Genomic DNA, 21,187 nt, shown 5'->3' on the forward strand with positions numbered 1-21,187 from the left:
ATGCTCCGCTTTTTTATCAATTAGTAACGACTAAAATTTACATCATGGCAGGATTCGGTACATCCTGAGATGCTACTCTCAACGCGTCTTCCATAGAAACAGCGCCGTTAAAGAATGCTCTACCGACAATCGCACCAGCAATATTAGGCAACAGTTGTAAGCGTGAAATATCATCCAGAGACTTAACCGTACCGCTGGAGATTACCGGAATACGCAGCTCACTTGCCATTTCTGTTGTAGTTGCCAGTGTCGCTTCAGCATGATCAAGATCGTAATTAATATCGGTATAAATTAACGCGCAAATACCTGAATCCTGCAATGCATGCCCAACCTCTAAAGGTGTGAATGCAGTAGAGTCACGCCAGCCATTAACCATTACGTGATTATCTTTAACATCAATACTCGCAACTACCCGACCAGGGTAATGTGCGCATACTTCGCTTAAAAAATGACGATCCATTACAGCTGCTGTACCTAACACAACTCGCTTGGCACCGTGATCAAACCACCATTGAGCGGATGTCATCGTGCTGATACCACCACCTACCTGAACTGGCACTCCTGCCTTATCAATGATTTCACAAATAATATCTGCATTATGCTTTTCACCCCGCATGACACCATCTAAATCAACAAGGTGTAGATATGTAGCTCCTTGTTCTACAAATTTTAATGCGGCTTCAACTGGATCTACATCATACTGAATTGGACTTTCTAAATGTCCATGCTGCAAATTTACACACTTACCATCTAGTATCTCGATATCAGGAAAAATAATCATTCCTTGCCTCCAATTTGTTTTTAGCGCTCACTCGAAAAAACATAATTAAGCATAGACGAAAATTTTAAATTTCCCCATGAAAGACTGTCGGTAACAGGCATTGACGGTAGAAAAAAGCAAAATAAATCAATAATTTCGCTACTACTGTCTAAAAAATTTACAACGACTTGGTAATCATTCACAACAACATCAATTTTATGGATCTAAATTCACTTCACTCATTATTTAATCATTACGAGAATAATATCAAAATCATCTCTGTTAACATTTCTTCCTGGCCTGACAGACTGAATTTTCCTTAAACCACCAAAGCCTTTCTGGCCATAATAACGTTCTAAAACGTCGCTGGATTTTCAAACAGGTGAGCTTGAACAACTGAAGACCTGACTTTTCTGCAGACGAAAAAAAACCCTGCTACAACGTAGCAGGGTTTCTTAAATAGGTGCTTGGCGATGACCTACTCTCACATGGGGAATCCCCACACTACCATCGGCGCTAAGACGTTTCACTTCCGAGTTCGGTAAGGGATCGGGTGGTTCCATCTCGCTATGGTCGCCAAGCAAAAAACTGTAACAATAAAAATCCTGTATGCCTTCTTCAGGCTAATCCGAGTCTTAAGATGATGTACAAACTCTAATCCAACATGCTTTGCAGCAATGTATCTTCATCAATCACTTGATCCGTGTTGTGTAATCACACAACCAAACGCTTTTGGCGTTATATGGTCAAGCCTCACGAGCAATTAGTACTGGTTAGCTCAACGCCTCACAACGCTTACACACCCAGCCTATCAACGTCCTGGTCTTGAACGGCTCTTCAGGGGACTCAAGGTCCCAGTGAGATCTCATCTTGAAGGGGGCTTCCCGCTTAGATGCTTTCAGCGGTTATCCTGTCCGAACATAGCTACCGGGCAATGCCATTGGCATGACAACCCGAACACCAGAGGTTCGTTCACTCCGGTCCTCTCGTACTAGGAGCAACTCTTCTCAAATCTCAAACGTCCACGGCAGATAGGGACCGAACTGTCTCACGACGTTCTAAACCCAGCTCGCGTACCACTTTAAATGGCGAACAGCCATACCCTTGGGACCGGCTTCAGCCCCAGGATGTGATGAGCCGACATCGAGGTGCCAAACACCGCCGTCGATGTGAACTCTTGGGCGGTATCAGCCTGTTATCCCCGGAGTACCTTTTATCCGTTGAGCGATGGCCCTTCCATACAGAACCACCGGATCACTAAGACCTACTTTCGTACCTGCTCGACGTGTCAGTCTCGCAGTCAAGCGCGCTTATGCCTTTATACTCGATGCATGATTTCCGACCATGCTGAGCGCACCTTCGTACTCCTCCGTTACTCTTTAGGAGGAGACCGCCCCAGTCAAACTACCCACCACACAATGTCCGCGATCCCGATAAGGGACCTGCGTTAGAACCTCAATAGTACCAGGCTGGTATTTCAAGATTGGCTCCACTCGAACTAGCGTCCAAGTTTCAAAGCCTCCCAGCTATCCTACACAAGTAATATCAAAGTCCACTGCGAAGCTATAGTAAAGGTTCACGGGGTCTTTCCGTCTAGCCGCGGATATACGGCATCTTAACCGCAATTTCAATTTCACTGAGTCTCGGGTGGAGACAGTGTGGCCATCGTTACGCCATTCGTGCAGGTCGGAACTTACCCGACAAGGAATTTCGCTACCTTAGGACCGTTATAGTTACGGCCGCCGTTTACTTGGGCTTCGATCAAGAGCTTCGCCGAAGCTAACCCCATCAATTAACCTTCAAGCACCGGGCAGGCGTCACACCCTATACGTCCACTTTCGTGTTTGCAGAGTGCTGTGTTTTTAATAAACAGTCGCAGCCACCTAGTATCTTCGACCCCCAACAGCTTAGAGAGCAAGTCTCATCACCGTCAGGGGCGTACCTTCTCCCGAAGTTACGGTACCATTTTGCCTAGTTCCTTCACCCGAGTTCTCTCAAGCGCCTTGGTATTCTCTACCTGACCACCTGTGTCGGTTTGGGGTACGATTTCTTGTTATCTGAAGCTTAGAAGTTTTTCCTGGAAGCATGGCATCAACCACTTCGTCCAAAAGAGGACTCGTCATCGACTCTCAGCCTTAGGGAACCGGATTTTCCTAATTCCCCAGCCTACAGCCTTAAACACGGACAACCAACGCCGTGATGGCCTAGCCTTCTCCGTCACTCCATCGCAATAACAAGAAGTACAGGAATATTAACCTGTTTCCCATCGACTACGCCTTTCGGCCTCGCCTTAGGGGTCGACTCACCCTACCCTGATTAGCATTGGATAGGAACCCTTGGTCTTCCGGCGGGGAGGTTTTTCACCCCCCTTATCGTTACTCATGTCAGCATTCGCACTTCTGATACCTCCAGGATGCCTTACAGCTTTCCCTTCAACGGCTTACAGAACGCTCCTCTACCACGCAAACAAGTTGCGTCCGTAGCTTCGGTGTATGGTTTGAGCCCCGTTATATCTTCCGCGCAGGCCGACTCGACTAGTGAGCTATTACGCTTTCTTTAAAGGGTGGCTGCTTCTAAGCCAACCTCCTAGCTGTCTGAGCCTTCCCACATCGTTTCCCACTTAACCATAACTTTGGGACCTTAGCTGACGGTCTGGGTTGTTTCCCTTTCCACAACGGACGTTAGCACCCGCAGTGTGTCTCCCATAATTGCACTCTACGGTATTCGGAGTTTGCATCGGGTTGGTAAGTCGGGATGACCCCCTAGCCGAAACAGTGCTCTACCCCCGTAGGTGAGATATGAGGCGCTACCTAAATAGCTTTCGAGGAGAACCAGCTATCTCCGAGCTTGATTAGCCTTTCACTCCGATCCACAAGTCATCCGCTGGCTTTTCAACGACAGTCGGTTCGGTCCTCCAGTTGATGTTACTCAACCTTCAACCTGCCCATGGATAGATCGCTCGGTTTCGGGTCTAATCCCAGCAACTACACGCCCTATTAAGACTCGGTTTCCCTACGGCTCCCCTAAACGGTTAACCTTGCTACTGAAATTAAGTCGCTGACCCATTATACAAAAGGTACGCAGTCACGGAACAAGTCCGCTCCCACTGCTTGTACGTACACGGTTTCAGGTTCTATTTCACTCCCCTCACAGGGGTTCTTTTCGCCTTTCCCTCACGGTACTGGTTCACTATCGGTCAGTCAGGAGTATTTAGCCTTGGAGGATGGTCCCCCCATGTTCAGACAGGATATCACGTGTCCCGTCCTACTCGATTTCACTGTGTATAAGTTTTCGTATACGGGGCTATCACCCACTACGGCCGCACTTTCCAGAGCGTTCTACTAACTACAACACAGCTTAAGGGCTGGTCCCCGTTCGCTCGCCGCTACTAGGGGAATCTCGGTTGATTTCTTTTCCTTCGGGTACTTAGATGTTTCAGTTCCCCGAGTTCGCCTCTCAAGAGCTATGTATTCACTCAAGAGATACCCAGCTTACACTGGGTGGGTTTCCCCATTCGGAAATGTTTGGATCAAAGCCTGTTTACCGACTCCCCAAACCTTATCGCAGGTTACCACGTCCTTCATCGCCTCTGACTGCCAAGGCATCCACCGTGCACGCTTAGTCACTTGACCATATAACCCAAAAGGGTCTGATTCAAAGTGACTGATAAAACTTCATAGCCATCTACTTTATACAAAGTAAATAACGCTGAAGTAACGATACATTTACGCCGGATTAGCGCTTGTACATTTTTTACTTCTTAATTCTCGTTTTTTACAGGATTTAAATTGTTAAAGAGCGTTCTGTCTAAAAAAAGACAAAAGGTAATACACATGATTTTCATGTATTAGCTTTTGTATTCTCAAATACAAATCTTAAGTACTAACCACTCTCAAGGCATGAGAAATGGTGGAGCTATGCGGGATCGAACCGCAGACCTCCTGCGTGCAAAGCAGGCGCTCTCCCAGCTGAGCTATAGCCCCAGTACTTACTCTACAACTGATCAGATAATTCGTGTGAACGCTTGCTGAGAATCCGCTATCGTTTAAGGAGGTGATCCAGCCCCAGGTTCCCCTAGGGCTACCTTGTTACGACTTCACCCCAGTCATGAACCACACCGTGGTAACCGCCCTCCCGAAGGTTAAGCTAGCTACTTCTGGTGCAATCCACTCCCATGGTGTGACGGGCGGTGTGTACAAGGCCCGGGAACGTATTCACCGTGACATTCTGATTCACGATTACTAGCGATTCCGACTTCATGGAGTCGAGTTGCAGACTCCAATCCGGACTACGACCGGTTTTGTGAGATTAGCTCCCCCTCGCAGGATTGCAGCCCTCTGTACCGGCCATTGTAGCACGTGTGTAGCCCTACTCGTAAGGGCCATGATGACTTGACGTCGTCCCCACCTTCCTCCGGTTTGTCACCGGCAGTCTCCTTAGAGTTCCCACCCGAAGTGCTGGCAAATAAGGACAAGGGTTGCGCTCGTTACGGGACTTAACCCAACATTTCACAACACGAGCTGACGACAGCCATGCAGCACCTGTCACTGCGTTCCCGAAGGCACATCAGAATCTCTTCCGACTTCGCAGGATTTCAAGAGTAGGTAAGGTTCTTCGCGTTGCGTCGAATTAAACCACATGCTCCACCGCTTGTGCGGGCCCCCGTCAATTCATTTGAGTTTTAACCTTGCGGCCGTACTCCCCAGGCGGTCTACTTAGTGCGTTAGCTGCGCCACTAAGACATCAAGTGTCCCAACGGCTAGTAGACATCGTTTACGGCGTGGACTACCAGGGTATCTAATCCTGTTTGCTCCCCACGCTTTCGCACCTCAGTGTCAGTATCAGACCAGGTAGTCGCCTTCGCCACTGGTGTTCCTTCCTATATCTACGCATTTCACCGCTACACAGGAAATTCCACTACCCTCTTCTGTACTCTAGTTATCCAGTATCAGGTGCAGTTCCTAGGTTGAGCCCAGGGCTTTCACATCTGACTTAAATAACCACCTACGCGCGCTTTACGCCCAGTAATTCCGATTAACGCTCGGACCCTCCGTATTACCGCGGCTGCTGGCACGGAGTTAGCCGGTCCTTCTTCTGCAGTTAACGTCACAGCTAGCAGTTATTAACTACTAACCTTTCCTCACTGCTGAAAGTGCTTTACAACCCTAAGGCCTTCTTCACACACGCGGCATGGCTGCATCAGGCTTGCGCCCATTGTGCAATATTCCCCACTGCTGCCTCCCGTAGGAGTCTGGGCCGTGTCTCAGTCCCAGTGTGGCTGATCATCCTCTCAGACCAGCTACGGATCGTCGCCTTGGTAGGCCATTACCCCACCAACTAGCTAATCCGACGCACGCTCATCTAATAGCGCAAGGCCCGAAGGTCCCCTGCTTTCCCCCGTAGGGCGTATGCGGTATTAATCCAAATTTCTCTGGGCTATCCCCCACTACTAGGCAGATTCGTACGCGTTACTCACCCGTCCGCCGCTCGTCAGCGGGTAGCAAGCTACCCCTGTTACCGCTCGACTTGCATGTGTTAAGCCTGCCGCCAGCGTTCAATCTGAGCCATGATCAAACTCTTCAGTTTAATTTCGACACTGTAAACAGTGTCTTAAATCTAGCTCAAAGTTAAACTAACTTTGTAAATCTCATAAATGAATTCACTAGGTTGCTTATCTTTGATAAAGCTTTTGTGCTTCATCTCAACAAGCGCCCACACGAATTATCTGATCAAATTGTTAAAGAGCGTTGCTTAATCCGTCTCAGCAGTCGGTGTTGACCGTGGTTGCTGTCGTCTCAAGCGAGGTGCGTATTCTACTCAACACCCGGTGGAAGTCAACGCTTATTTTCAGAAGATTTTGAATCATTCCGCAGAATGTTTCAAAACCGGAAAAACAAACTTTCGTTCCGGTCGAAGCATTTCACTCGAACTTCAAAACAAGCTGTTTATCAGTGAGTTACTTTGTTTCTCATTGTGTCTGCTGTCTGCGTTGCCGCTGTCTTGCGTCTCAATGTGGGGGCGTATTATAGGGACCAACTGAAAAGAGTCAACAGCCTTTTGAGCAATAATTGTAATTAGTTTTTGCACTGCAAAAATCGCGGCTTTTTATGGTCAAACTTATAACTAAACTTAGCTATAACTACAGACATAAAAAAACCCCGCTTTCTAAAGCGAGGTTCTGGATAATTACTGCCTGACTGTAAGCGATATTTTAAATAACTATTACTCTATCGCTCTCATTCAGGACACGTAACCAAGCGGAATAACTGTTTGCCATAACAACACACTGGTAACAATCATACCGACCATAGTACACAGCCCTACCGTTAAAATTGAAGACGAAAAGAAGAAGGCGCGATCTTCAGGAATTTCCATGATAACGGGCACACCTACATATAAGAGATACACGGCATAACAAAGTGCTCCTAAACCAACCAGCACGTTAAACCATAACATTGGATACAGACCTGCTAATCCAGACATAAACAATGGCGTTGCAGTGAATGTCGTAAGTATCAAACACTCATTCATGTTTACATGACCACCGTATGTTTTTTCCATCCAGTGTATGGCGTAGGCAATAAAGGCTACGGCTACCCAGCAAGCAAAATAGAATGCTATGGCTGCAGATAATGCACTTGTCACTGTAAGCTTAACAAAATCATTACCCGTTAAACTCCAACCTACCTGGGTTGTACCTATAAACATACTTACAGCTGGTATCGCTGCAAGGATGCTGATTTGCGCCATAAACACATGCGCTATGCTATAGCGTTCTTTATGAATTGATCCCCACTCTTCTTTCGGGTGGTGAAACATGCCAACCATATGATGTATAAACATGATACTTCTCCTAATTTTGAATTTAAGGCGTATCAGTTGGCTATGACCGACTTTCGGTTTCGGTGTTAAGCGTACTCTCGCCTCAATTGCGCAGCTAGGTCAGTAACCTGTCGCCGCTCCGTCAGACACTCATCTTTCCTCTAGAGTCCGAATACTAATCCCATCGAATAATGATCTATTAACAAAACAACAAACAGCCACATAATGTAATAGATGCTGTATCTGAACATCGCCATCTGGCTACCTGCTACATCCCTGAATACTTTCCATCCCCAGTGCAGAAACCTTATGTTCAGTACGCTGATTCCCAGCAAATAGATCAAACCACTCATTCCACTCAGATACGGCAAAGCTGTTGTCGCCACCATTAACAGGCTATACAGCAATATCTGTATTTTTGTATATGCCTCACCATGTGTAACCGGCAACATTGGTATACCGGCATTTTGATAATCAGCTTTCCTGGCCAGACACAGTGACCAGAAATGCGGTGGTGTCCATGCAAATATAATTAATACTAATAATAGACTGTTAGCTTCAATACTGCCGGTCACTGCGACCCACCCAAGCAACGGAGGAGCTGCACCTGCGATACCGCCTATAACAATGTTTTGTGGCGTAGCCCTCTTCAGGTATACGGTATAAACCACCGCATAACCTAACAGGGCAAATAACGTTAACAGTGCAGTCAATGGATTAACAAAAATGGCCAGTATGCTTAAGCCAATAATTGAAATAACCACAGCAAATAACAGCGCCTGCCGTTGTGATAACCGCCCTTCAGGTAACGGCCGGCGTCGGGTGCGGTACATCTTTTCATCAATCTTATTATCCAGCACATGATTAACAGCAGCAGCACCGCCGGAAGCTAAACCGATACCAACGGTCGCCCACAGCACGATGTACCAGGGTGGCAGCTCTGTCCGGGCCAGAAACATACCCACTATCGCTGTCAGCAACATGACTGCAACGACTCTGGGTTTACAGAGTTCAAGATAATCACGCCATTGAAAACGACCAAGACTAATCACGGATTTAGACTGTGACATAGTGCACCTCCGTTCTGACTCTTTGATATAACCACAGCAAACTGACTAATAATAAGACCGCCCCTGAGTGATGCGCCATGGCTAATCCCAACGGCAATCCCCACAGGATATTCCCAACCCCTAAAGCAACCTGCGCAAAAACAACCAATAACACACAAGCTAACGGCCATCTCAGCACAGGATTTCGACACAGTATTGTCGTTAAAATCAGTAAATAGATGCATAGCAGTACTGCTACCCCTCTGTGCGTCATCTGAATCGCAGCCCTGGCCTCCAGCGGTAACATGCCGCCCTCATAGTTAGGTCCGACAGGCGCAGACACGTCAAAACCGGTTTTAAAATCCAAGCTGACTGCCTGCTGATCTGAACAACTCAGCCAATGTGGACAAGACCATCCTGCATAGTTTGAACTGGTCCAACCACCCAGAATCAATTGTGAAAACAGTAAAACGACAGCACCAGCCACCAGCAAACTGGATTTATTCAACGCTATAGGTTTAGCCTTATAAGCATTCAGTTTCTGATAAAGACGAATCAGCAAACTTAAGGTTAGTAGCCCACCTAATAGATGCAGCGTCACGACAACAGGCAACAGTTTCAGAGTTACCGTCCACATGCCGAATAGCCCTTGCGTAATCACCAGCATTAACAAACCATATGACAAATACTTGGGGTATCCGGGCATATAGCGCCGACGATAGGCAAACCAGGCTAGCAGCATAATCAGCAAACCCAGAATCGAGGCAAGATAGCGATGCACCATCTCGGTCATACCTTTGCTGACATCAACACTCGTTCCATAAGTATTTTCTGCAGCTTCTATTTGCGATGGAGTACTGGGCACCACAATCTGACCATAACAACCGGGCCAGTCTGGACATCCCAGACCTGCATTATTCAAGCGGGTCCATGCTCCCATCGACACAACAATAAACGTCATGAGAATTGCCAAAACGCAGATACGTCTTGGCCAGCTATTTTCAGGATTACATTGTTCCAGGGCCATACTCGACTCCTTTTGCTGTAATCAACCGACTTTAGATACTTTCAGTAACCGTTTCAGATCATCCAAAATATCCCGGGGAGACTGTTCCAAATGGTAACTCAACACCAGATTACCCAATGGATCTAGTAACACGATACTCTCAGCAGAACCTGCCACCAGATTCGCCAGACGCGGCTCGATGCGATCAGCATCCTTTCCTAAGGCAGTTTTTATTTTTTCTAACCGCTGCATCCAGCCCTGGCATTCCGTCTGACATTCAGGGCTCAGCATAACCAATTGCCATTGCCCACTGGGACTCAACTGCTCTCCCGGAGTTAACGGCAACAGCCCGGTATCATGACTAATAATCAGCGCGCCATTATTCACTTTACCAACTGGCTGCCACCAGCCGCCAAAATAGCTCAGCATGGCAAAAAATAACGGCAATACAGCTACACCAACGATTAACCAGAGACTTGATATTTTTGTCATTACTTATCTCCTTTATTAGCCGCAGTCACTTTGACTTGTTTCATCCAGCTAGCTGTACCGGAAGTTCGCCAAACAAACACAATTAAGCAAATCAGTAATGCAAAACTCATCATGAACCACTGAAACGCATAACCTATATGTCTCTCAGGTGGCATATTCACTCTCGACCAGCCTACCTGCACGCCTGCGACCAGAGGAAAGTCCATTTGCACTACCTGTGGATAAAGTTCAAACCCTAATGAATCTTTTATAGCTTGCAGATCAATCTGCTGGATACGCTGCGGCCAATACTCCTGCCACTGCGTTATTCCTAAGGAAAAACCTTTTACTGGCGTAATCAACCTACCTTGAATCTCTATATCGCCAGTAGGCAAAGCAATCTTGGGTAAGTTATTACGGTTCACATCTGCATTCAGCCAACCCAGATTCAGTAACACATATTCAGGAGACCCTTTCACTTCCAAAACAACCAGTAATTCATAACCAGCCTTTCCCTGACGAATCTTGTTATCCAAAAACATGAATTTCTGATCCAGCAAACGCCCTTTCAACTTTACCTTTATTCCATCTTCCCCAGCGTTAGTACCAATCAATCTAGGCAAATAAGAAAGTGTTGGTAAGGTTGCTTCCCAGCGGTCCAAAATCTGTTGTTTATATTCAGCACGCTCCAATTGCCAAAAACCTAATCCCAACATAACCGGTACCAGAATTAACAACACACCAAATACAACTCGCTTGCACCAACCCCAGCTATGTTCTTTACTCATATCAGTATCCCTTAAGCGGATTCCGTTTTTTTCACACGGAGTATCCAGATCATGCTGATAAAAACTGCCATTCTGATATTGCTTGCCGCGGTGCTTTACTCATTATTTTCCGGTTTGTATTTCCTCGTCCGTGATCAGGGCGCATCTCACCGAACGATACATGCACTATCTGTACGTATAACCCTAACCGTTCTGCTTCTTGCCTTACTTATTTACGGTGTTTACTCCGGCGAACTAATGATTCGCAGCCCGTTTCCTGTATCACCTAACTAATCAGAAAACATAAACAAACAGAAACAAACCAATCCAGACCACATCAACGAAGTGCCAATACCAGGACACGGCTTCAAAACCAAAGTGCTTTTCACTGTCAAAATGACCTTTAAGGATCCGTAACCAGATAATAATCAGCATTAAGGTTCCCAACGTCACATGCATGCCGTGAAACCCAGTCAAAATAAAGAAAGTAGCGCCATATATACCCGCATGAAGCGTTAAACCCAGTTCGTTATACGCTTCCGCATACTCAAGGGCCTGAAAGTAGACAAAAACAATTCCCAACAGGATTGTAATCAGCAACCAGCGCTTTATCGCACTCCGGTTATCTTGCTTCAGAGCTTTGTGAGCAAAGGTCACTGTCACGCTGGACGTTATCAACAAAACTGTATTCAGTAATGGCACATGCCAGGGATCAATAACTGCTTGCGGCCCCGGAAACAACTCCATATCAGGTGTAATAAAGAGCGGCCAGGTTGCTTCAAAGCCAGGCCATAACATGTTCGCAGTCCCTTTCTCACCTTCGCCGCCTAACCAGGGAACAGCTAAAGTGCGAACATAAAACAAAGCACCAAAAAATGCCGCGAAGAACATTACTTCTGAGAAAATAAACCAGCCCATTCCCCAGCGGAAAGAACGGTCCATTTGCGCAGAGTACAACCCCGCATGGCTCTCTTTGATAACATGACCAAACCAGCCAACTAGTATTAGCCCAAGCATTAATGTGCCGATTAACAGCATGACTAATCCCATGCCTCCACCTGCATCAGCAGATAATGCATTGATCAGATTGCCGGCACCAAAAGCCATAAGAAACAAAGCAACAGATGCAAGTATTGGCCAGCGGCTTTCTTCGGGAACGTAATAGGTTGCACTGCTCATAGTTGAACCTCCTCACTGCCTGACGCAGCGGCGAGTGCATCTTCAGGTGTAATATCGAATAAGGTATACGAAAGCGTTATAGTTTTAATATGCTCGGGAAGTTCGTCATCTAACACAAAGAGCAATGGCATTTCCCGCTGTTCTTTTGCATTCAAAGGCTGTCGTTCAAAACAAAAGCAGTTTACTTTTTGTAAATACTGAGCTGCTTCCGCCGGGGCAACGCTGGGAACAGCTTGAGCAATCATATAGCGATCAGTAGGATTAGAAGCAATATAGGCCGTTTGCTTCATTTCGCCGATATACACCTCAATGCTGGATTCACTTGGACGAAACCCCCATGGCATGCCAGCATTATTAACCGCGATCAGCTGTACCTTCACTCTTCGGTTCATATCACTGGCTACGGCTTCCTGGAGCGGACCGGTATTCAACACTTTGCCATTAATCCCAGTCACACGGCAAAACACGTCATACAAAGGCACCAGTGCAAACCCGAACCCAAACATCAGTACACAACTGAGTGTCAGACGAATAATCAGGCGACGGTGCGTTGAGGTAGGCTCAGCCATAAAGTCACCTTACTCAACTTTAGGAGGCTGACTGAAGCTATGATACGGCGGCGGTGAAGACAACGTCCACTCAAGCCCGTGCGAACCTTCCCAAACACGGTCAGTAGCTTTTTTACCGCCTTTCGCACAACAAACAATATTGTAGATAAACAACAGTTGTGAAAAGCCGAACAGGAAAGCCCCCACCGAAGCCACCATATTAAAATCAGCAAACTGCAGTGCGTAATCAGGAATTCGACGCGGCATACCCGCCAGACCAATAAAATGCATCGGAAAGAAGGTTATATTCACGCCAATAAAAGATAACCAGAAATGCAGTTTCCCCATAGATTCGTTATACATATTACCGGTCCACTTTGGTAACCAGTAATAGGTTGCAGCCATGATTGAGAAAATAGCACCGGGCACCAGCACATAGTGGAAATGTGCGACTACGAAATAGGTATCGTGATATTGAAAATCCACCGGCGCAATCGCCAGCATAAGTCCAGAAAACCCACCGATAGTAAATAGCACCACAAAAGCAACAGCGAACAACATCGGTGTTTCAAAAGTCATTGATCCCCTGAACATTGTGGCAATCCAGTTGAACACCTTCACACCTGTAGGTACTGCAATCAGCATCGTTGTGAACATGAAGAAAAGCTCGCCGATCAATGGCATACCGACAGTGAACATATGATGCGCCCAAACCACAAAGGAAAGAATCGCAATTGAAGATGTGGCATATACCATCGAGGTATAACCAAACAGTTTCTTACGGGCAAATGTTGGAATAATTTCAGACACTATACCGAATGCCGGCAATATCATGATGTAAACTTCAGGGTGCCCGAAGAACCAGAATACATGCTGGAACAATACCGGATCACCGCCACCAGCCGCATTAAAGAAACTAGTGCCAAAATGAATATCCATCAACATCATGGTTACCACACCTGCAAGCACAGGCATGACAGCAATTAGCAGGAATGCAGTGATCAACCATGTCCAGACGAACAATGGCATCTTCATGAACGTCATTCCCGGTGCACGTAAATTAAAAATTGTCGCAATGATGTTAATTGCACCCATGATGGAACTAATCCCCATCATATGTACTGCGAAAATAAAGAAAGTCACACTCGGAGGCGCATAGGTCGTTGAAAGCGGCGCGTAGAACGTCCAGCCAAAATTAGGGCCACCGCCTTCCATAAATAAAGTCATCAGCATCATGCTAAAGGCAAAGGGCAGGATCCAGAAACTCCAGTTATTCATACGGGGAAGCGCCATATCCGGCGCCCCAACCATCATCGGTACCATCCAGTTAGCCAAACCGACAAATGCGGGCATAACCGCACCAAATACCATAATCAGACCATGCATAGTGGTCATCTGATTAAAAAACTCAGGCTGTATCAGCTGCAATCCGGGCTGAAACAGTTCAGCCCGGATAGTTAAGGCCATGCACCCACCCACCATAAACATCACCAAACTGAATATCAGATACATGGTGCCTATATCTTTATGGTTAGTGGTATAAAGCCAGCGGGTTATTCCTTTAGCCGGGCCATGGTGATGATCCGTAGATGCCGTTTGCTCGAGCGTACTCATACCAGCCCCCTACTCTTCTTTCAGCTGCTTGATTTGCTGCGGTGTAATCATTCCACCAGCATTCCCCCAGGCGTTTCGCTCATAGGTAATGACCGCGGCAAGGTCGACGTCACTTAACTGCTCTCCAAATGCCTGCATTGCAGTCCCTGCCCTGCCGTGCACTACAATTCTTGCGTGCTCCAGCCCATCACCCGACATCAACGGTGTATTCACCAATCCCGGGAATGCGCCTGGTATGCCCTGACCATTTGCCTGGTGACACGCCATGCAACTGGTTTGATAAACAGCCTCACCTTTTGTGATCAGCTCCTCCATTGTCCAGGTCTGATCCGCGGCAGCTTGCTCTGCTTCCTGTGCCTGATTTTGTGAAGCTAACCATTGCTGATAATCCGCCTCACTTCTTGCATCAACAACGATTGGCATAAAACCATGATCCCGTCCGCATAACTCAGCACACTGGCCGCGATAAATTCCTGGTTCATCAATGACCGTCCAGGCTTCATTAATAAAACCGGGAATCGCATCCTGTTTAACCGCCAGTGCAGGCACCCACCAGGAATGAATTACATCATTAGCCGTGATCAGAAAGCGTACTTTTTTACCCACAGGAATCACCAGTGGCTGATCCACTTCCAGAAGATAGTTTTCACCTTTAGTTGCTTTGTTATTAATCTGATCCTGAGGTGTGGAAAGATTACTGAAGAAATCAATATCCTGATCCAGATACTGATAGCGCCATTTCCACTGATAACCAGTGACCTGAATATTAATATCCGCTTCTGATTTATCGTACATTTGAATGAGTGTTTGACTGGCAGGTACTGCCATCGCGACGAGTATTCCGAACGGAACAATTGTCCATAGAACTTCCACCCAGAGATGCTCATGAAAATGCTGAGCTTTAGCGCCCCTGGATTTACGGTGATAGATAATCGACCACAACATCACGCCAAACACCACTACCGCAATAGCGACGCAGACGTAAAAAATAATCATATGAAGATCAAATATTGCATGACTTATTTCAGTCACGCCTCTCACCAGATTTACTTCCCATTCCGCAAATACAGCTGGCGAAATGACAAACCCTGACAGCAGCAGGGCCAATCGGTTGCATCGCATACAGAGGTCTCCTTGCTACCGGATAACGGGTAAAATTAAACGGTTGTGCCTAAGGCCTTTCTTTGTTTTTTATTCTTCAGCAATTAACAACTTAGTCGAAGGAAGTATAGCAGCAGATATTCACAGGCAAGGCGACAGTCCGCCGATAACGGGATACAGAGTGGCAAGAAACACATGATAGGTTATGCCTCAGCCAGCATGGATAACGGGCCGCAGCAAAATAAGATAACGCCAGAAAAAAAGTGAAAAAAAATATCTTCACTGTTCAAAAAACAGACAAAAACAGGCTAAGAATCAACCCTTTTAAAAGCAAGTCAAAAGACTAAATATACTGTATCAACTCAGAACAACGGGCTTTAATTCGCTAGCCCAGGAAGACAACGAGTAACCAGTAGAGCATAAAAATAATAACAGCGATAAGCGCTAAACTGGATAGCAGACTCAACAGCAAAGATGGTAACGGTGAACGCAGCCTCTTATCACGCCCAGTTGATCCGGATGTACTTATATGCAGGCTGACCAACAAAAGTTTGAAACATAGCTGTGCTAATCGTTTAAACCTAAGCAACAATACCGATATAAGATTAATACTTAACATTTTACCTCCCAGCCAAAATCTTACAGGCCAGGTGCATAACGTTTAGTACTCAGCCGCTCACCTTCACCGCAACTTCAGCAGGCTATCATCTGAATAGAATATTCATTTTTGATATTTAAGGTATAGACGATATCCCAATAATACCGCCAGTATCAGCCCATAAATCAATTGTTCATAGAAGCTGGCACGAATCTGCCAAATGAAGTGCAACATCACCAAAAGACTGGCGGGATATATCCAACGGTGCAACGTTTTCCAGCGCTTGCCCAACCTTCGCATCATGGATTTAGTTGAGGTAATCCCCATAGGGATAAGGATAATTAAAGCCAGAGCACCAACAACAATATAGGGACGCTCTGTCAGTTCACGGAAGAACAAATCTGATCGCCAGCCAATCAGAAAAGTTGCAAACGCCAATAGATGTAGCACCGCATAAAATAATGCATAAAGGCCCATCATTCGGCGAAATTTAAGTGCCCAACCCCAGCCGAAAAAATGCCTCACGGGTGTGATTGCCAGGGTTATCCACAGAAAATTAATCGACCAGGTGCCCATTTCATCAACAATAAACTTGGCAGGATCCGTGCCCAGATCATTACCGAAGCCAAGCAATAGTAAGTTTGCCAACGGCCACAGTGGTAACAGAAACAATAGCCACCAACGCAGGCGCATCTGAGCGACAGAAGAGAATGGTAAATTCAGTACCATTTCTTGAGATCCATCCCCTTATACATTTGCGCAACTTCTTCGCCATAACCATTGTACGGTTTGGTATCAACAATATTCGGGGAAAGCAAAGAAGACGGTAAGCGACGTTCAGTCGCCTGACTCCAGCGAGGATGATCAACCTCTGGATTTACATTGGCAAAGAACCCGTATTCACCAGGGGCAATTATGTTCCAGCTGCTAGCCGGCATTTCCTCTACAAACTCAATCTTCACAATCGACTTTATAGATTTAAAACCATACTTCCAGGGTACCACTAAACGTAACGGCGCACCGTTTTGCGGTGGTAATGCGTTCCCATATACCCCTACTGCCATCAGTGTCAGTGGGTTCATGGCTTCATCCAGTCGTAAGCCTTCAACATACGGCCAGTCGATGGTGGAGAAAATACTATCCTGCTCAGGCATCTGCTCTTTATCAACTAAAGTTTCAAAACGAACAAATTTTGCTTTTGAGGTTGGTTCAAAGCGCTTGATCAGATCAGCCAACGGGAACCCTAACCAGGGAATCACCATCGACCAGGCTTCTACACAACGTAAACGGTAAATACGGTCTTCAAGCGCATGAGGTTTAAGAATATCTTCCAGATTGTACTTACCCGGTTTAGCCACTTCACCAGCAATTTCGACCGTCCAGGGATCAGTCTGGAAGTCCTGTGCTTTACGAACAGGATCACGCTTATCTGTACCAAACTCGTAGAAATTGTTATGCGTAATCGCGTTGTAGTAAGGCGCGGGCTCTTCTGTCGTAGAAAAAGCGTCATTTCGCACAGCAGCAGCCAACTGAGCCCGCATCCATTCAGGACCAGGATACTGCGGCAAATCGGCAGGAATATCGTACTCAAGCGCTCGCGCCAGAGATGGCAAGCCAAGGGAAGAAACCGCCGCCAGGCCGAGACCGGCTTTCATAAACTGGCGACGATTACGGTAAATCGATTCGGGGGTTATTTGCGAAGACTTAATTGAATCAGGCTTTTTTATTAGCATTTAACACCCCTTGGGAATTATTAACTCGACGAGCGCGTTTTACGCTTGCGTACTAACCATAATAACGGACCAGACAAACTGTATCCGAGAATCAGCAACCACAAAATAATCGGTGGGCTGATAGAAATAACCCCAATCACCAGCACAATTGCCAGCAGAATCATAAACGGGATTTTCCCTTTCGGATCAACGTCTTTAAAACTGTAATACAGAACATTACTGACCATCAGAACGCCAACAAGTGCCACATAAACAGCAATTAAATACGCATAACCGCTAACATCGAGATCAAACTCAACACTGGCCCACACTAACCCGGCAACAGCCGCTGCCGCCGCAGGACTTGGTAAACCAATAAAATAGCGTTTATCCACAGAGCCAATCTGCGTATTAAAACGTGCTAAACGCAATGCGGCACCAGCCACATAAATAAAAGCAGCAAACCAGCCTAACTTACCCGCCGAACTCAACACCCAGCTAAAGCTCACCAACGCCGGAGCAACACCGAAAGACACCATATCGGAAAGAGAGTCATACTCAGCACCAAAAGCACTTGAAGTATTCGTCATCCGGGCGACACGACCATCCAGACCATCAAGCACCATCGCTACAAAAATCGCAATGGAAGCATTAGCAAAATCTCCGTTCATGCCGGCAACAACGGCGTAGAAACCAGAAAATAATGCACCCGTTGTAAACAGATTAGGTAACAGATAGATACCACGGCTGCGAGGCTTAACGCTTTCCTGCGCAGTTTCAGGGCTTTCAGGTGGGTTAGCAGAACCGTTGTCTTCAGCGTGTTGATTATCGTGCTGATCGATCATGATATGTTTTCACCGCATATTATTAAGAAAGTCGGCACATTCTACTGCCGTGCCTGTATGAAAGCTAATTTCTACAGCAGTTCTAGTGAATTTACGGTTAAAGTCTAAATAGACGAACAACGCTCGAGATAATTTAAGCGAGTAGGACCCTATCAACAAAGCGACGGGGTAATGCATTAGCAACAGGGGTTTCCCGGGCTGAACTCAATACCCGGTCAAGCTGACCATCACCGTCAGTGTAATGCGCTTTATAAAAAGTAAGACGTTCGACCAAAGTGTCACGATCCACTTCAGGATGAAACTGAAATGCCCAAAAATCCCGGCCATCGACCCTAAAGCTATGCATACACTGATCGGTATACGCCAGTAACTGACAGCGTGAAGGCAATACTGCGGCATACTGGCGGTGCACAGATATAGCCAGAAAGTCACCAGTGATATCGTGAAACAATGGATCTTCTGCTGCCTGAGGTGTCAGTAAAACAGGCAAGCTACCCATTTCGAAATCTGCATCTTTATGCAGAATTTCCCCACCCAGTGCTAATACAGCCAATTGAAAGCCAAAGCAGGAAGCAAACACCGGCAAATCAGTGTCTGCACAGTGTTGGATCAATTTCAGACTCGGCTCTATAAATGAAAACTCTTCCGGCTTCAGCACATTAGCTTCACTGGCCCCGCCTACCCAAAGCGCATCATAATTATCCGCAGCAGTTTCCGGAAAAACCGGCGTATCGAATACATTCAAAACATCAATCTGGGACACATCCAGACCACTGAGTGCAGCAAAGCTCTGGAGCTCTTCTTCACGTACCTGCGGACTATCACGAATCTGTAATAATAGAGTTTTAAGCTGGCTTTTTTCGCGCTTATGCGGCGTGTTCGTGACAGACATAGAGTGACTTCCCGGTAGCTGAAGGTCACCTGATCATAGCGCGAAGCCTGAAAACTTAAAACCTTGGCAGCCAGCCTGGCGGCGACGGTAAATCAGGTAATCGTGCTTTAAGTATTGGTAAACCTTTTTCTGTAAGCTTAGCGGTTATCACTTGTTTCAGCGGGGCACAGTTATTCGCCAAACGCATAGTCAACTTACGGGCCAGTTTTGCCGGTATACGGTCATCAGTAAATAAACCCACCACCAAATTAGTGCCGTGATATATAGGGCGGGTCGCCAGCATATGCTTTCTTTGATACGCATCCAATAATCTTGCAGCACCGACGTCCTGATTTTTACCTGCCGCATTTACAACAGCTTTCGCCAGTATCTCCTGGCTTTTCAGGCCAAGATTAAACCCGTGCGCCGTTACCGGGTGCATACCTACAGCGGCGTCACCTATGACTGCGAATCTCTGGGCAACAAAACGTTTTGCATGTACTCCCACCAGCGGATATAAGTGCCGTGGACCACAAAGTTTCATGCTCCCTAACCGTCCCTTTAGACGCTGCTCGATATCCGCTTCGAACTCCCGTTCTGGCATTTTATGAATCGCTTCAGCTTCTTCACTGCCAACAGTTACGACCACTGAAGAACGATTCCCCAACATCGGCAGCAATGCCAACGTACGACCATAGTGAAAACACTCTATAGCCGTCTGTTCATGATCAGCACTATGCTCCATACGACAAACAATAGCGCTGCGGGAAAAGTCATTCATTGTCGCGGCAATGCCCATCTTGCGTCGAGTCTCAGAAAACCGGCTATCTGCTGAAACCAGCAAGTCACATTGCACCCGTTGACCATCCGACAACTCAACCCAGGCACGCTCTTCATCACTGCCAAGATCAGTCACTGAAGTATCCGTCAGCAATGTAATCTGCTGCTGTTCGTTAACATCAATAGTCGCCTCATAATACGCTTGGCGAATAGCGTAGTTAGGCACCAGATAGCCCAACGCGTCCAGATCCTGACGCTGGTTATCAAAATTAAGCGAGTAATCTGAATCACCATCTACAACGCGGGCTGCACAAATAGGTGCAATATCTTCAGCTTTTAGCTTCTGCCAAGCTCCGCTACGCTGCATAAGCTCAACTGATTGATGAGTAAGCGCAATTTCCCGACCATCTTCAGCAGGTACCTGTAAATTTGCTTCACTGTTTTTTTCAATCACCAATACCCGTAACTCTGACTGTTTCAGCGAACAGGCAAAACTTAGCCCTGCAGGACCGGCACCAATAATCACCACATCGTAATGCATAACCAGCAACCTCCTATTCAGTTTGCCGATTACCCTACTCTCACTATGGCTCTGAAACACCGACCTGCATCAAGCTTCTTGGAGAAAGCTATTTTTCCGGCAAGCAATCCCATTCTGGCAAATCACTTGCAGGTTGATACCAATCCGCTCCGGATGCCCGGAAAACATTTTGCTGAGGCTCAATTCCCGGATGTATATCCAGTGTACCGGCTGGAATCACCATGGCCTTACCGGACTTGGCCAACCAGGGCAGTGACGATCCGCAATGTTTACAAAAAGCTGTTGTGAAATGTTTAGTGTCTGCTGGCGTATATTTACCAATATGCTGGCGACCGCTAAGCCAACTAAACTGTTCAGGCCGGGCTAAAATATTTGCTGCATGCGCACTGCCGGTAAACTTTCGGCAACGTGAGCAATGACAGTACTGAAAAATCCCGAGATTACCGTCCAGTTGATAGGTCACTTCACCACACAGACAACTGCCAGTTACCTGATCTGCAGATTCTGTTTGCACGTCCGGCAT

At 46.6% G+C, this 21,187-nt stretch carries 17 protein-coding genes, 1 tRNA gene and 3 rRNA genes; 1 reads left to right on the forward strand and 20 read right to left on the reverse strand.

All coding sequences use genetic code 11. The features are described from left to right. Positions 1 to 37: 37 nt before the first annotated feature. The 10 genes from OCU49_RS20900 to OCU49_RS20945 form a co-directional block, all read right to left on the reverse strand. Positions 38 to 781, reverse strand: coding sequence for a 1-(5-phosphoribosyl)-5-[(5-phosphoribosylamino)methylideneamino]imidazole-4-carboxamide isomerase (locus OCU49_RS20900; RefSeq protein ID WP_261842476.1), 744 nt, complete (start codon positions 779 to 781; stop codon positions 38 to 40). 444 nt (positions 782 to 1,225) lie between these two features. Beyond that, positions 1,226 to 1,341 (reverse strand): 5S ribosomal RNA (rrf, locus tag OCU49_RS20905). 161 nt (positions 1,342 to 1,502) lie between these two features. Continuing rightward, a 23S ribosomal RNA gene (locus OCU49_RS20910) occupies positions 1,503 to 4,392 on the reverse strand. Positions 4,393 to 4,667: 275 nt separating this feature from the next. Further along, a tRNA-Ala gene (locus OCU49_RS20915) sits at positions 4,668 to 4,743 on the reverse strand. Positions 4,744 to 4,806: 63 nt separating this feature from the next. Continuing rightward, a 16S ribosomal RNA gene (locus tag OCU49_RS20920) occupies positions 4,807 to 6,346 on the reverse strand. The 16S, 23S and 5S rRNA genes sit together here with 1 tRNA gene alongside, the layout of an rRNA operon. A gap of 654 nt (positions 6,347 to 7,000) precedes the next feature. After that, entirely contained in the window at positions 7,001 to 7,603 is a 603-nt protein-coding gene (locus OCU49_RS20925; RefSeq protein WP_261842477.1) for a Yip1 family protein, read from the reverse strand. Between the two features lie 140 nt (positions 7,604 to 7,743). After that, the gene (gene cyoE / locus OCU49_RS20930) at positions 7,744 to 8,652 is read right to left on the reverse strand and encodes a heme o synthase (RefSeq protein WP_261842478.1); all 909 of its coding nucleotides are present in this window, start codon (positions 8,650 to 8,652) and stop codon (positions 7,744 to 7,746) included. Next, complete coding sequence (locus OCU49_RS20935) at positions 8,639 to 9,658, reverse strand: COX15/CtaA family protein (RefSeq protein WP_261842479.1); 1,020 nt, start codon at positions 9,656 to 9,658, stop codon at positions 8,639 to 8,641. The genes cyoE and OCU49_RS20935 overlap by 14 nt, the downstream gene beginning before the upstream one ends. Before the next feature lie 21 nt (positions 9,659 to 9,679). Continuing rightward, positions 9,680 to 10,129 (reverse strand): redox-active disulfide-containing membrane protein, encoded by a 450-nt coding sequence (locus OCU49_RS20940; RefSeq protein ID WP_261842480.1) that lies wholly within the window; start codon positions 10,127 to 10,129, stop codon positions 9,680 to 9,682. Then, complete coding sequence (locus OCU49_RS20945; protein ID WP_261842481.1) at positions 10,129 to 10,896, reverse strand: SURF1 family protein; 768 nt, start codon at positions 10,894 to 10,896, stop codon at positions 10,129 to 10,131. The genes OCU49_RS20940 and OCU49_RS20945 overlap by 1 nt, the downstream gene beginning before the upstream one ends. A 51-nt stretch (positions 10,897 to 10,947) precedes the next feature. On the opposite strand from OCU49_RS20945, the gene OCU49_RS20950 reads away from it, so the two are divergent. Next, complete coding sequence (locus tag OCU49_RS20950) at positions 10,948 to 11,169, forward strand: twin transmembrane helix small protein (RefSeq protein WP_261842482.1); 222 nt, start codon at positions 10,948 to 10,950, stop codon at positions 11,167 to 11,169. On the opposite strand, the gene OCU49_RS20955 is transcribed toward OCU49_RS20950, so the two are convergent. The 10 genes from OCU49_RS20955 to OCU49_RS21000 all read right to left on the reverse strand — a co-directional run bounded on the left by OCU49_RS20955 (position 11,170) and on the right by OCU49_RS21000 (position 21,187). Further along, on the reverse strand, positions 11,170 to 12,054 hold the full coding sequence (locus OCU49_RS20955; RefSeq protein WP_261842483.1) for a cytochrome c oxidase subunit 3: 885 nt from the start codon (positions 12,052 to 12,054) through the stop codon (positions 11,170 to 11,172). Beyond that, positions 12,051 to 12,623, reverse strand: a complete 573-nt coding sequence (locus tag OCU49_RS20960) for a cytochrome c oxidase assembly protein (RefSeq protein ID WP_261842484.1) — start codon at positions 12,621 to 12,623, stop codon at positions 12,051 to 12,053. Before OCU49_RS20960 ends, OCU49_RS20955 begins: the two co-directional genes overlap by 4 nt. A 9-nt stretch (positions 12,624 to 12,632) precedes the next feature. Next, positions 12,633 to 14,216 (reverse strand): cytochrome c oxidase subunit I, encoded by a 1,584-nt coding sequence (gene ctaD / locus OCU49_RS20965; RefSeq protein WP_261842485.1) that lies wholly within the window; start codon positions 14,214 to 14,216, stop codon positions 12,633 to 12,635. Positions 14,217 to 14,225: 9 nt separating this feature from the next. After that, on the reverse strand, positions 14,226 to 15,338 hold the full coding sequence (coxB, locus tag OCU49_RS20970) for a cytochrome c oxidase subunit II (RefSeq protein ID WP_261842486.1): 1,113 nt from the start codon (positions 15,336 to 15,338) through the stop codon (positions 14,226 to 14,228). Positions 15,339 to 16,038: 700 nt separating this feature from the next. Then, positions 16,039 to 16,644 carry a protein-methionine-sulfoxide reductase heme-binding subunit MsrQ gene (gene msrQ / locus OCU49_RS20975; protein WP_261842487.1) on the reverse strand — a complete coding sequence of 202 codons (606 nt, stop codon included), beginning with the start codon at positions 16,642 to 16,644 and terminating at the stop codon, positions 16,039 to 16,041. Beyond that, positions 16,635 to 17,648: a protein-methionine-sulfoxide reductase catalytic subunit MsrP gene (msrP, locus tag OCU49_RS20980; protein WP_261842488.1), complete on the reverse strand. Its 1,014-nt coding sequence runs from the start codon at positions 17,646 to 17,648 to the stop codon at positions 16,635 to 16,637. Before msrP ends, msrQ begins: the two co-directional genes overlap by 10 nt. A 20-nt stretch (positions 17,649 to 17,668) precedes the next feature. Beyond that, positions 17,669 to 18,472, reverse strand: a complete 804-nt coding sequence (pssA, locus tag OCU49_RS20985; protein WP_261842489.1) for a CDP-diacylglycerol--serine O-phosphatidyltransferase — start codon at positions 18,470 to 18,472, stop codon at positions 17,669 to 17,671. A gap of 133 nt (positions 18,473 to 18,605) precedes the next feature. Beyond that, positions 18,606 to 19,364, reverse strand: coding sequence for a type 1 glutamine amidotransferase (locus tag OCU49_RS20990; RefSeq protein ID WP_261842490.1), 759 nt, complete (start codon positions 19,362 to 19,364; stop codon positions 18,606 to 18,608). 55 nt (positions 19,365 to 19,419) lie between these two features. Beyond that, positions 19,420 to 20,664 carry a 5-demethoxyubiquinol-8 5-hydroxylase UbiM gene (gene ubiM, locus OCU49_RS20995; RefSeq protein WP_261842491.1) on the reverse strand — a complete coding sequence of 415 codons (1,245 nt, stop codon included), beginning with the start codon at positions 20,662 to 20,664 and terminating at the stop codon, positions 19,420 to 19,422. Between the two features lie 88 nt (positions 20,665 to 20,752). Then, positions 20,753 to 21,187 carry a GFA family protein gene (locus tag OCU49_RS21000; RefSeq protein WP_261842492.1) on the reverse strand — a complete coding sequence of 145 codons (435 nt, stop codon included), beginning with the start codon at positions 21,185 to 21,187 and terminating at the stop codon, positions 20,753 to 20,755.

The organism is Aliamphritea ceti, from assembly GCF_024347215.1.
Taxonomy (GTDB): Bacteria; Pseudomonadota; Gammaproteobacteria; order Pseudomonadales; family Balneatricaceae; genus Amphritea; species Amphritea ceti.